At 58.9% G+C, this 12865-nt stretch carries 12 protein-coding genes; 5 read left to right on the forward strand and 7 right to left on the reverse strand.

Annotation, left to right across the window (positions count from 1 at the left end):
- Both epd and tkt read right to left on the reverse strand, forming a co-directional pair.
- Positions 1–1068 (reverse strand): erythrose-4-phosphate dehydrogenase, encoded by a 1068-nt coding sequence (gene epd, locus ACXPVS_RS03360; protein WP_458508657.1) that lies wholly within the window; start codon positions 1066–1068, stop codon positions 1–3.
- A gap of 105 nt (positions 1069–1173) precedes the next feature.
- Complete coding sequence (gene tkt, locus ACXPVS_RS03365) at positions 1174–3171, reverse strand: transketolase (RefSeq protein ID WP_458508658.1); 1998 nt, start codon at positions 3169–3171, stop codon at positions 1174–1176.
- Between the two features lie 273 nt (positions 3172–3444).
- Here tkt and ACXPVS_RS03370 point away from each other — a divergent pair, with 273 nt between their 5' ends.
- The 4 genes from ACXPVS_RS03370 to ACXPVS_RS03385 all read left to right on the forward strand — a co-directional run bounded on the left by ACXPVS_RS03370 (position 3445) and on the right by ACXPVS_RS03385 (position 7999).
- A complete protein-coding gene (locus tag ACXPVS_RS03370) occupies positions 3445–4440 on the forward strand; it encodes an ArsR/SmtB family transcription factor (protein ID WP_458508659.1) in 996 nt (331 codons plus the stop codon).
- Positions 4441–4458: 18 nt separating this feature from the next.
- Positions 4459–5649 (forward strand): methionine adenosyltransferase, encoded by a 1191-nt coding sequence (gene metK / locus ACXPVS_RS03375; protein WP_458508660.1) that lies wholly within the window; start codon positions 4459–4461, stop codon positions 5647–5649.
- 159 nt (positions 5650–5808) lie between these two features.
- A complete protein-coding gene (ligB, locus tag ACXPVS_RS03380) occupies positions 5809–7488 on the forward strand; it encodes an NAD-dependent DNA ligase LigB (RefSeq protein ID WP_458508661.1) in 1680 nt (559 codons plus the stop codon).
- Between the two features lie 115 nt (positions 7489–7603).
- Positions 7604–7999 (forward strand): DUF1090 domain-containing protein, encoded by a 396-nt coding sequence (locus tag ACXPVS_RS03385; RefSeq protein WP_458508662.1) that lies wholly within the window; start codon positions 7604–7606, stop codon positions 7997–7999.
- Positions 8000–8043: 44 nt separating this feature from the next.
- Here ACXPVS_RS03385 and ACXPVS_RS03390 read toward each other — a convergent pair whose 3' ends face one another.
- Positions 8044–8493 (reverse strand): c-type cytochrome, encoded by a 450-nt coding sequence (locus tag ACXPVS_RS03390; protein WP_458508663.1) that lies wholly within the window; start codon positions 8491–8493, stop codon positions 8044–8046.
- A gap of 128 nt (positions 8494–8621) precedes the next feature.
- On the opposite strand from ACXPVS_RS03390, the gene mltA reads away from it, so the two are divergent.
- Positions 8622–9794: a murein transglycosylase A gene (mltA, locus tag ACXPVS_RS03395; RefSeq protein ID WP_458508664.1), complete on the forward strand. Its 1173-nt coding sequence runs from the start codon at positions 8622–8624 to the stop codon at positions 9792–9794.
- A gap of 45 nt (positions 9795–9839) precedes the next feature.
- On the opposite strand, the gene ACXPVS_RS03400 is transcribed toward mltA, so the two are convergent.
- The 4 genes from ACXPVS_RS03400 to ACXPVS_RS03415 form a co-directional block, all read right to left on the reverse strand.
- Positions 9840–10223 carry an MAPEG family protein gene (locus ACXPVS_RS03400; RefSeq protein ID WP_458508665.1) on the reverse strand — a complete coding sequence of 128 codons (384 nt, stop codon included), beginning with the start codon at positions 10221–10223 and terminating at the stop codon, positions 9840–9842.
- 40 nt (positions 10224–10263) lie between these two features.
- Positions 10264–11097: an EamA family transporter gene (locus ACXPVS_RS03405; RefSeq protein ID WP_458508666.1), complete on the reverse strand. Its 834-nt coding sequence runs from the start codon at positions 11095–11097 to the stop codon at positions 10264–10266.
- Between the two features lie 225 nt (positions 11098–11322).
- Positions 11323–12210 (reverse strand): formate/nitrite transporter family protein, encoded by an 888-nt coding sequence (locus ACXPVS_RS03410; protein WP_458508667.1) that lies wholly within the window; start codon positions 12208–12210, stop codon positions 11323–11325.
- A gap of 73 nt (positions 12211–12283) precedes the next feature.
- The gene (locus ACXPVS_RS03415) at positions 12284–12688 is read right to left on the reverse strand and encodes an acyl-CoA thioesterase (RefSeq protein ID WP_458508668.1); all 405 of its coding nucleotides are present in this window, start codon (positions 12686–12688) and stop codon (positions 12284–12286) included.
- Positions 12689–12865 lie beyond the last annotated feature (177 nt).

Consider the following 12865-nt stretch of genomic DNA (forward strand, 5'->3'; position numbering starts at 1 on the left):
CTACTGTTTTGGAGAGCAGTGTTTTGGAGAGCCAGCTGTTTGCAGATAGTGCTCTGCAACGTCCAGCATTCGGTTGGCAAACCCCCATTCGTTGTCGAACCAGGCCAGGATGTTCACCAGCCGTGGGCCGGAAACTCGCGTCTGACTGGCATCGACGATGGCCGAATGTGGGTCATGGTTGAAATCACAACTGGCGTGAGGCAACTCGGTGTAGGCCAGAAGGCCTTTGAGCGGGCCAGTGGTGGCGGCCTCGCGAAGTATCCGGTTGACCTCGGTGGCGTCGGTGTCGCTCACGGTCTGCATTGTAATGTCGAGGCAAGACACATTGACCGTCGGCACCCGCACGGCTTTGGCCTGAATTCTCCCGGCAAGTTCCGGCAACAGCCGTTCGATGCCTCGTGCCAGACCCGTGGACACCGGAATCACCGACTGAAACGCCGAACGGGTACGGCGCAAGTCTTCGTGATGATAGGCGTCGATCACCGGCTGATCGTTCATCGCCGAGTGAATGGTGGTGATCGACACGTATTCCAGACCAATGGCCTGATCCAGCAGGCGCAACAGCGGCACACCGCAGTTGGTGGTACAGGACGCGTTGGACACCAGCAACTCATCGCCGGTCAGGCAATCCTGGTTCACACCGTAGACGATGGTGGCGTCGACATCCGCTTCGCTGGCCATCGGCTGGGAAAACAGCACGCGCGGCGCACCGGCGTCGAGGAAACGCTGTCCGTCTTCCCGGGTGTGGTAAGCGCCGGAGCACTCCAGCACCAGATCGACGCCCAGCGACGCCCAATCGATGCCTTCGGGGGTGGCACTGCGCAGGACTTTCACGCAGTCGCCATTAATATGCAGACAATCGCCGTCGACCTTCACTTCGCCGGGAAAACGCCCGTGAGTGGAGTCGAAGCGTGTCAGGTATTCGATGCTGGCCATGTCCGCCAGATCGTTGATCGCAACAATTTCAAACCCGGCCTTGTCGCCTCGCTCAAACAACGCACGTAAGACGCAACGACCAATCCGGCCGTAGCCGTTGAGTGCAACTTTGTAAGGACGCGGTTGAGGCATGGGGTTCTCGATTACTGTGATGAATCCGTCATTGCAGCGTTGTCTGAGCCACCGCTTTCGCGAGCAGGCTCGCGAAGACGGTGGTTCAGACGCCGCGTCTCTGGATCAGTCTTCCAGCAGTTCTTCAGCCTGTCCCAGGATGTTTTCCAGGGTGAAGCCAAACTCTTCGAACAAGGCAGGCGCAGGCGCCGACTCGCCGTAGGTGGTCATGCCGATCACGCGGCCTTCCAGGCCCACGTACTTGTACCAATAGTCCGCGTGCGCGGCTTCGATGGCGATACGGGCACTGACCTGCAACGGCAGAACTGCTTGCTTGTAGCCGGCGTCCTGAGCATCGAACACGCTGGTGCAAGGCATCGAAACAACACGTACTTTGCGACCTTGTTCGGTCAGCTTGTCGTAGGCCTGAACCGCCAGACCGACTTCCGAACCGGTGGAGATCAGGATCAACTCAGGCTCGCCGTCGCAGTCCTTCAACACGTAACCGCCACGGGCGATGTCGGCGATCTGGAGCGCATTACGGGTTTGGTGCTGCAGGTTCTGACGCGAAAAAATCAGCGCCGAAGGGCCGTCCTTGCGTTCCAGAGCCAGTTTCCAGCACACCGCCGATTCAACAGCATCGGCTGGGCGCCAAGTGTCGAGGTTCGGCGTGCTGCGCAAGCTGGTCAGTTGCTCGATCGGCTGGTGAGTCGGGCCATCTTCGCCCAGACCGATGGAGTCGTGGGTGTAGACGAACACGACACGCTGCTTCATCAGCGAGGCCATGCGCACGGCGTTGCGGGCATATTCCATGAACATCAAGAAGGTCGCGCCGTAAGGCACCAGACCGCCATGCAAGGCCACGCCATTCATGATCGCGCTCATGCCGAACTCGCGAACACCGTAGTACATGTAGTTGCCGCTGGCGTCTTCAGCGGTGACGCCTTTGCAACCTTTCCACAGGGTCAGGTTGGAACCGGCCAGGTCAGCAGAGCCGCCCAGCAGTTCAGGCAACAGCGGGCCGTAGGCATTCAGTGCATTCTGGCTGGCTTTACGGCTGGCGATGGTTTCGCCCTTGGCGGCGACTTCAGCAATATAAGCAGAGGCTTTTTCAGCGAAGTCTTCCGGCAGTTCGCCGCTCAGACGACGAATCAGCTCGTTGGCCAACTCAGGGAAAGCAGCAGAATAGGCAGCGAAACGCTGATCCCATTCGGCTTCAGCCGCGCGGCCGGCTTCCTTGGCGTCCCATTCAGCGTAGATGTCGGCCGGGATTTCGAACGGGCCGTAGTTCCATTTCAGCGCTGCACGGGTCAGCGCGATCTCCGCGTCACCCAATGGGGCGCCGTGGCAATCTTCTTTACCTTGCTTGTTCGGCGAACCGAAACCGATGGTGGTCTTGCAGCAGATCAGGGTGGGCTGATCGCTTTTTCGCGCCGTCTCGATCGCGGTCTTGATTTCTTCCGGGTCGTGACCGTCGACGTTGCGGATAACCTGCCAGTTGTAGGCTTCAAAACGCTTCGGTGTGTCGTCGGTGAACCAGCCTTCGACTTCGCCGTCGATGGAGATGCCGTTGTCATCGTAGAAGGCGATCAGTTTACCCAGGCCCAACGTACCGGCGAGCGAGCCGACTTCGTGGGAAATACCTTCCATCATGCAGCCATCACCCAGGAACACATAGGTGTGGTGGTCGACAACGTTGTGGCCCGGACGGTTGAACTGCGCCGCCAGGACTTTCTCTGCCAGGGCGAAACCCACCGCGTTGGCCAGGCCCTGGCCCAGTGGACCGGTAGTGGTTTCAACGCCTGGGGTGTAGCCCAGTTCCGGGTGACCCGGGGTGCGGCTGTGCAGTTGGCGGAAATTCTTCAGGTCATCGATCGACAGGTCATAGCCGGTCAGGTGCAGCAGCGAGTAGATCAACATCGAGCCGTGACCGTTGGACAGCACGAAGCGGTCACGGTCGGCGAACGATGGATTGCTCGGGTTGTGCTTCAGGTAGTCACGCCAAAGTACTTCGGCGATATCCGCCATACCCATAGGGGCACCGGGATGGCCGCTGTTGGCTTTTTGCACGGCATCCATGCTGAGGGCACGAATGGCGTTGGCACGCTCACGACGGCTGGGCATCGCTGTTCTCCTGCGGGTATTGAATCGAGAGTGAATAAAACGAAACGGAAAAAAGGCGAGCATTTTCCCTCACCCACCCGCCTCGGGGCAATGACAGATAGTCATCTGAAGGCGTTTTTCCGGTGGATAAAGTCGCATTTGCCTGATGAAACCTTTCCGCTGACGATTTGTAGAGTGACCCTCCCCCCGAGAAGTGCCATCTATCGAGCAATATCAAAACTTTTTGATATTGCTCTTGCGGTGCTTTCTGACCGTCACTAGACTGCTGGCCTTATGAATTTACGTGTGCCTTCCATTCGACATGACCCATGCGATGAGCTGGCGGCCCTGTGCAAGGCCGGCGGCGATCCGCTGCGGCTGAATGTATTGCGCGCGCTGGCCAATGATTCGTTTGGCGTACTGGAGCTGGCGCAGATCTTTGGCATTGGCCAGTCCGGCATGAGTCATCACCTCAAGGTATTGGCCCAGGCCGATCTGGTGGCGACGCGCCGTGAAGGCAACGCGATTTTCTACCGTCGCGCCCTGCCCCACACCGACCTGCCGGGCGGCAAACTGCACGCAGCCTTGCTGGAAGAAGTGGACAACCTGACCTTGCCTGCCGAGGTGCAGTCGCGGATCGCGCAGGTCCATGGGCAACGAGCGGCGGCCAGCCAGGACTTCTTCTCACGGGTCGCGGAGAAATTTCGCGCCCAGCAAGACTTGATCGCGGGGCTGCCGCAATACCGCGAAAGCGTGGTGGCATTGCTCGACAAGCTGAGTTTCAGCGAAGGTGCCACGGCCATCGAAGTCGGCCCCGGCGACGGCGCATTTTTGCCGGAACTGGCGCGCCGCTTCACCCAGGTCACGGCGCTGGACAACAGCCCGGCGATGCTCGAACTGGCGCGCCAGGTTTGTGAACGTGAAACGCTGGCTAACGTCAGCCTGCAACTGGCCGATGCATTGAACGGTGTCCGCCTCAAGGCTGACTGCGTTGTACTGAACATGGTGCTGCACCATTTCGCCGCGCCGGCCGAAGCACTCAAGCACATGGCCGACTTGCTGCAACCGAGCGGTAGCCTGCTCGTGACAGAGTTATGTAGCCACAACCAGAGTTGGGCCAGGGAGGCCTGCGGTGATCTATGGTTGGGGTTTGAACAGGACGATTTGGCCCGTTGGGCCACCGCTGCGGGACTCGTTCCCGGGGAAAGTCTCTATGTAGGCTTACGTAATGGTTTCCAGATCCAGGTCCGCCATTTTCAGCGACCGGCTGGCGACACTCACCATCGGTAAATTCAGGAAAAAATCGAGATGAGCGAATACTCCCTCTTCACCTCCGAGTCCGTGTCCGAAGGGCATCCGGACAAAATCGCCGACCAGATTTCCGATGCGGTGCTGGACGCCATCATTGCTGAAGACAAATTCGCCCGTGTAGCGGTCGAGACACTGGTAAAAACCGGCGTTGCAATCATCGCAGGTGAAGTCACCACGTCGGCCTGGGTCGACCTGGAAGAGATCGTGCGTAACGTGATTCTGGACATCGGCTACAACAGCTCCGATGTCGGCTTCGACGGCGCCACTTGCGGCGTGATGAACATCATTGGCAAGCAGTCCCCGGACATCAACCAGGGTGTCGACCGTGCCAAGCCTGAAGATCAAGGCGCCGGCGATCAGGGTCTGATGTTCGGCTATGCCAGCAACGAAACCGACGTGCTGATGCCAGCACCGATCACCTTCTCGCACCAGTTGGTCCAGCGTCAGGCCGAAACCCGCAAATCCGGCCTGCTGCCTTGGCTGCGCCCGGATGCCAAGTCGCAAGTGACTTGCCGTTACGAAGGCGGCAAGGTTGTCGGTATCGACGCCGTTGTACTGTCGACTCAGCACAACCCTGAAGTGTCCTACAAGGACTTGCGCGAAGGCGTGATGGAGCTGATCGTCAAGCACGTACTGCCTGCCGAACTGCTGACCAAAGACACCCAGTTCCACATCAACCCGACTGGCCAGTTCATCATCGGTGGCCCGGTAGGCGACTGCGGCCTGACCGGTCGCAAGATCATCGTTGACAGCTACGGCGGCATGGCCCGTCACGGCGGCGGTGCGTTCTCCGGGAAAGATCCATCGAAGGTTGACCGTTCGGCCGCCTACGCGGGTCGTTACGTGGCCAAGAACATCGTGGCGGCCGGCCTGGCCGAGCGTTGCGAGATCCAGGTTTCCTACGCCATCGGTGTTGCTCAGCCAACGTCGATCTCGTTGAACACCTTCGGCACCGGCAAAATCAGCGACGACAAAATCGCCAAACTGGTTCGCGAAGTATTCGACCTGCGTCCATACGCAATCACCACCATGCTCGACCTGCTGCACCCGATGTACCAGGAAACCGCTGCATACGGCCACTTCGGTCGTACGCCGGAAACCAAGACTGTGGGCGAAGACACTTTCACCACCTTCACCTGGGAAAAGACCGACCGCGCCGATTCCTTGCGCGCGGCTGCCGGCCTGTAAGACTTCCCCGGCGGTACCAAAAGCCCTGCACGGCGCGCCGTGCGGGGCTTTTTATTGCCTGCTTTCCAGAGGCCGACACACGCTGAAAAACAGCGGGCCCTCTCATCCTGAAAATCCGTCCTAGCCTTCAAACATTCCACTTGGGCAAGGACGCTCACGATGCCGCTCCAACTGCGCGTGTTTTTCGGTTTTCTACTGATCCTTTTCTGTCTGAGCATCCAAGCTGACGAGTGCCCCGACTGGCCACCCGCACGCGCCCTGGACGAAATCACGTCACTGCAAAAACAAATCGACCTCTGGGACGACAGCTATCACCGGCGGGGCCGCTCACTGGTCGCCGATGAACTCTACGATCAATCCCGTGCACGACTGACCGAATGGCGCACTTGTTTCGATCTGGCCCCATCCGCGGAGCCACTACGTAACGCGGGCGGCACGATGCTTCATCCCATCGCCCACACGGGCCTGGAAAAACTCCGCGATGGTCGCGCCGTCGAAGCCTGGCTAAAAGGACGAAGCGATGTCTGGATTCAGCCCAAGATCGACGGCGTGGCGGTGACGCTGATCTACCGCAAAGGCCGGCTGACTCAGGCAATCAGCCGCGGTGACGGAATAAATGGCCAGGACTGGACGGCTTCGGCGCGTCAGATCGCCGCCATCCCCCAACAATTGCCGCAACGACTGGACCTGCTGCTGCAAGGTGAACTCTATTGGCGCCTGACCGACCACGTACAGGCCCGTGCCGGCAGCCTCAATGCACGCACCACTGTGGCCGGTTTGATGGCCCGCAAAAAGTTAAGCACCGAGCACGCCGCCGGGATCGGCCTGTTTGTCTGGGACTGGCCCCAAGGCCCGGACAGTTTGCCCGCCCGCATCGCAGTCCTGGATGAGTTGGGTTTCCCGAGCACCGCACCTTACAGTCACTCGATCAAGGTATTTGCCGACGCTGAACGCTGGCGCGATCACTGGTATCGCTCGCCCCTTCCGTTTACCAGTGATGGCATCGTCCTGCGCCAGGATCAGCGCCCACCCGCCGAGCGCTGGCAGGCAAAACCACCTTATTGGAGCGCCGCCTGGAAATACCCTTTTGCCCAGGCCCTGGCCGAGGTGCGCAAGGTCCACTTCAAGATTGGACGGACCGGACGAATCACCCCGGTACTGGAACTGACACCGGTAATGCTCGATGACCGGCAGATCAAGCGAGTCAGTGTGAGCTCACTGCAACGCTGGGAAGCACTTGATATCCGGCCCGGAGATCAGGTCGCCATCAGCCTCGCAGGCCTGACCATTCCCAGGCTTGACGGTGTCATGCTGCGCAGCACCCAACGCACTGAACTGAGCGTACCGCTGGCGGAGGACTTTCATCATTTGAGCTGCTGGCAGCCAACACCGGGGTGCGAAAGCCAATTCCTCGCCCGACTGACCTGGCTCAGCGGCAAGCAGGGCCTGGCCCTGCCCCATGTCGGCCCTGGCACTTGGGAGAAACTTTTCGAAACAGGCCGCCTGAATGGCCTGCTGGATTGGTTGACCCTCGATGCTCAAGAGCTTGCTAACATTAACGGCTTCGGTGAACGCAACAGCGCTCGTCTTCTGAACAGTTTCACCAGTGCCCGACAACGCCCTTTCGCTCGCTGGCTCAAAGCCCTGGGCTTACCGCCGACCGGCCAAGCGCGACTCGTCGATTCATGGCAGGAACTGGCACAACGAAATATCGAACAATGGCAGGCAGAAGCAGGCGTCGGCCCGGGACGCGCAGCGCAATTGAGCGCATTTTTCCGCGACCCGCAGGTCCTGGCCTTGAGAGAAACATTACGCGTTGCGGGGATTGTCGGTTTTTAGCGGCCGGCGATGCCCGCCAACCCAGGAACCCAGGAACCCAGGAACCCAATGGTGCCGTCGGGCTCAAACACCCCACCGCCACATCGACCCGATTGCCTTTTCACATGGAGCTTTTATGAAACTTCTTTCACCGCTCGCCCTGTTGACCCTTTGCAGCGTGCTGGCCGCTCCACTGATGGCCGCCCAAGAAGCTCCAGGCCTGACCGGCTGCGCCGCAAAGAAGCAGGGCCTCATCAACCAGATTGAACTGGCCAAGTCTCACGGCAACGCCGATCAGCAGGCAGGCCTTGAAACGGCCCTGAGCGAAGTCACCGCTCATTGCACCGATGCTTCCCTGAAGAAAGAACGGGAGAACAAAGTGCTCGACGCCAAGCACGAAGTCAGCAAGCGTCAGGCGGACCTCGACAAGGCCATGAAGAAAGGCGACGCCGAGAAGATCAATAAGCGCAAAGACAAACTCGCCGAGTCCCGCAAGGAACTGCAGGACGCACTCGACGAGCTGGGCAAGTAAGTCCCCCTCTGAGCGCTTGTGGTGATCGATCGATCAATCAGGACTCAATGGTCCCGGAACTCTTTATGGCACGCACTGCAAGCATCTTCAACCTTCTGCACGGCCGGCCCCAGGTTACTGGCCTTGTAAGGCTGAACCTTGCTGGTAGTCACCAATTCACCGGTGGCGACTTCAAGGGTGCGGGCCATGCCCTGGAAGTCTGCCTGTTTCTGCCAGACATCACTCTTGGCGCTGGTGTGATCTTCTTCGCGCACCTGCGGAAAATGTTTCCAGGGTTCACGGGACAATGCATCAAGCTTCACGGCACCGTCAGCGAATTTCGGACCGTCAAACGGGATGCGACCACGCAACATGCCGCCCAGGTCTTCGGCGGTCTTGAGCATTTGTTTGAAGATCGCCTTGCGCTGGCCCAGCGGCGAGTTGGGATCGACACCACCGCAGGCAGATAACGTAAGGCAGGCCAGCAATACAACAGAAAGTTTTTTAAGAGTCATGGTGGCTTCAGGTCACGGGAAACGGCGGCCAGTATCCTCGCGTCATCGGCAAAGACCAATAGCCCTATTATCAATACGGGTTGTTTGAGCGCATGGAGCACTCAGGCAACCGACAAAGGAATTACTCCATGAACAACCGTTTCAAGGCATGGCGTCACCACCTCGCCTGGACCCTTCCGATGGTGGCCGTGCTTGCGGGCTGCACCGGTGGCGACAACAACAAACCGAAAACCCACGCTCTGGCCACCTATTCCAGCGCCACGTGGGAAGCACTTCCGACGGTGTCCGACGACGACCTGATCGCAGGCTTCGGTTCGTGGCGAAGCGCCTGCACCCGACTCAAAGCCGACACGGTGTGGGGCTCGACATGTGCGGCTGCCGCCAATGTGCCGCAAACCGCCAGCGACATTCGTGGCTTCCTCAAGCAGAACCTCGACGTCTACGGCCTGCGCGCCGCCAATGATAATCCCAACGGTTTGATCACCGGCTATTACGAGCCGGTCTACCCCGGCAGTCTGACCCAGACCGAAGTGGCAAACATCCCGGTGTACGGCGTGCCCGAGGACATGATCATCGTCTCTCTGGACAGCATCTACCCGGAACTCAAAGGCAAACGCCTGCGAGGCCGACTCGAAGGTCGCGTGCTCAAGCCTTACGACGATGCGGCCACGATTGAAACCAAAGGGGTCAAGGCGCCGATTGTTGCCTGGCTGACCGACCCGATGAACCTGCAATTCCTGCAAATCCAGGGTTCGGGTCGTATCCAGCTCGACGACGGCCGTCAATTGCGCATTGCGTACGCAGACCAGAACGGTCACCCGTATCGACCGATCGGCCGCTGGCTGGTGGACCAGGGCGAACTGAAAAAAGAAGAAGTGACCATGGGCGTCATCAGCAATTGGGCCAAGGCCAACCCGACGCGCATTCCAGAACTGCTGGGCAGCAACCCCAGTTACGTATTCTTTACCCGCAACCCGGACAGCAACGAAGGGCCTCGCGGCTCGTTGAACGTACCGCTGACCGCAGGCTATAGCGCGGCGGTGGATCGCAAAGTGATTCCGCTGGGCAGCCTGTTGTGGTTATCAACCACTAAACCGGACGGTACCGCACTGGTACGTCCCGTAGCCGCTCAGGATACCGGCGGCGCAATTGCCGGCGAAGTCCGTGCGGACCTGTTCTGGGGTACGGGCGATGCGGCCGGGCAATTGGCCGGCGACATGAAACAGCAGGGGCAAATCTGGATGCTCTGGCCTAAAGGCGCAGCCCTGCCTCAAGCGCCTCAGGTGACCGACACGCTTTAAAGTCAAAAGATCGCTGGCCTCGCCAGCGATCTTTTGCGCTTGCTCTTAAACAGAAACCACAAAGAAACTGACGATCAACCCCATCCCTACCAACCACATCAGCGACCGTAAAATCGCCCAGTCCGCCAAGTAGCAAATGATGTACAACAGCCGACTGGTGATGAACAACACCGCCAGTACATTGATCGTCACCAGTTCGGCATTGCCGGCCAGGTGCGCAACGATCACCGCCGCTGCGAACGCGGGAGTCACTTCAAAACTGTTCAGATGCGCCGCATACGCGCGCCGGCCCAAACCATTCAGTGACTCGAGAAAATCCCGGGGATCATGGTTGTCTTTCGGTCTGAACCCGCCACTGACTCTGGCGATACCCGTGCAGATATAGGGCAGGAAAATCGCGATCAAAATGCACCACAGAGCAACCGTCATAACGCAATCCCTTCTTCAAGTTTCAAGAGTCGAGCCCCAGTCAAAACTTCATCACCAACATGCCGATCAGCACCAGCCCACAAGCCAAGAGCCGTGGCCTACCAAAAGGTTCTTTCAGGTAACGCATGCCGAACAGCACCACCAGAATTACGCTGACTTCGCGCAATGCCGCCGCTTCGGCAATCGAGCCCAGCTGCATGGCCCACAGCACCAGAGCGTAGCTGAATAACACGCAAAAACCGACCGCCAACCCCAGTCGCCACTGCTCACGCCAGAACAACATGAAGGCCGGTCGCTTACGCACCAGCGCCAATAACGGGAACGGCCAGGCGCTGAGCAACGTGACCCACACCAGGTAATCCAGCGGATGCGACCAGCGCCGCAACGCCTGTCCATCGATGAAGGTGTAGCAGCCGATGCACAGGCCGATCAACGCCACCACCGGCAGCATCGACCACGGCAATCGCGCACCGCCGCCGCCCTGCCAGAGCAGGAAAAGCATGCCGAACGGGATCAGCAGAATCCCGAAGATCTGCTGGTTCGTCAGCACTTCCCCGGCAAAAATCAGCGTCAGTGCCAGCACCACCAGCGGCGACAAGCCACGCATCAGCGGATAGACCAGCCCGAGATCACCGACCCTATAGGCCTGGATCAGCAGGTAGCGATAGAGCAATTCAAATGCCGCCGACGCCAGAATCCACGGCCAGATATCCGGGGGTGGCAACGCCACGAACGGCAGCATCAGCGCGACAAACAGCATTGCCACGCTGTCCATGCAGGCCACCACCAGCAGCCGTTCGGCACTGAATTTGATCAGGGTATTCCACGCCGCATGCAACAGCGCCGCGACTAACACCAGTGCTGTTGCAAGCACGGCACACTCCTTTATTGGTTGTTGTCCCTTACGGGAAGCGTCCAGATAATTGATTCGCCATATGTCAGCAGCTGTTCTCTACATCTATCTGCAACGTCGCGGTGTTGCTGACACGGTGTGACTGCCCAACCCTGAAATCCCTTTCTATCTACTTCCTTATCCAAAGGACCTGTTGCAGGGTTTGTGCATTGGCAAACTGATCAAGCACAGACCGAGCATCACTGATCATTTTTCGGTCTTCTGCGAGTCGGGCTCCGGGCCTTGATCCGCTGACTTCTTCGGTGGGCCACTCTCACTGCGAATCTGCGCATGGCTGATCAGCGCGAAAATGAAGCTGCCGCCGATGATATTCCCCGCCAGCGTCGGCCCGGCGAACACCAGCCAGAAATCTCTCCACGGCAACTCGCCGGCAAACACCAGATACGAGACCTCCGCCGAGCCGACCACGATGTGGGTGAAGTCCCCCAGCGCCATGAGGTAGGTGATGAGGATGATGATCCATATCTTCGCGCTCTCCATGGACGGGATCATCCAGACCATGGTGGCGATCATCCAGCCCGACACAATGCCTTTGGCGAACATCTGGCTGACGTCGTTCTCCATGATCTTGCGTCCGATATCGAGGAAAGCCAGGTCGGTCTTGCTGTCGAAAATCGGCAGATTCAGCATCACAAACGCCACCAGTAACGTGCCGCAGAGGTTACCCACCAGCACCACCGACCACAGGCGTAGCAATCGACCGACATTGTTCAGTGTGGGTTTGGTCATGATCGGCAGCACCGCCGTCAGGGTGTTTTCGGTGAACAACTGCTGACGGGCGAGGATCACCGCGAGAAAGCCTGCGCAGTAACCAAAACTGGCGATCACCTTGAAGCCTTCACCGTCCGGCAGACGGGAATTGAGCAGCCCCATGGCCATCAGCGACAGGCCCATGGTCAGCCCGGCCGCCAGCGCCGACCACCACAAGGCGGCGACACTGCGCTCGAGTTCCTGATCACCCTGAGTGCGGATGATTTCGTGCAGCACCGCCGCCCGTGGTGGCTGGCTCTTGTCGACGTCGTGCTGTTCTTCAGGCGAAAGGTTTGGGGTTTTGCCGTCTTTTTGCGTGCCCATAAAGCTCCTGAACCTGTGGCGTGTCATTTAGGTACGACACGCGCGGTTCGGAGCTGTTCACTGGCCGCCTATGTCACTCGCTAATGTCATCATCCTTGAACTGGTCTTTGACATACGTGATCTCGGTGCAGCCGTGCGGCGCTGGCAAGCCGTCTTCACCCAGATTGACGAAGACAATCTTCTCCACCGTCAGGATGCTTTTGCGGGTGATCTTGTTACGCACTTCGCACCTCAGGGAGATGGAAGTGCGACCGAACTCGGTGGCGGTGATGCCCAGTTCGATGATGTCGCCCTGGCGCGAGGCGCTGATGAAGTTGATCTCGGAAATGTACTTGGTGACCACGCGCTGATTACCCAGCTGGACGATGGCGTAGATCGCCGCTTCTTCGTCGAGCCAGCGCAACAGGCTGCCGCCGAACAGCGTGCCGTTGGGGTTGAGGTCTTCGGGTTTTACCCATTTGCGGGTGTGGAAATTCATATTCACTCCTGAGCGTCTTGCCGAATGATGGCGGGCATCATGGCAGAGCCCGACCTAGAGCTCTATCAAGCATTGACTATGGTCTCGATTACCGTTCAGGCATTGGCCAACAGAAACGCTTTGGAAGTATCGCTCACACGGCTATAATCGCCACCGTTTCAAAACGGTCATCTTCGG

Source organism: Pseudomonas sp. Ma2-10 (assembly GCF_054330215.1).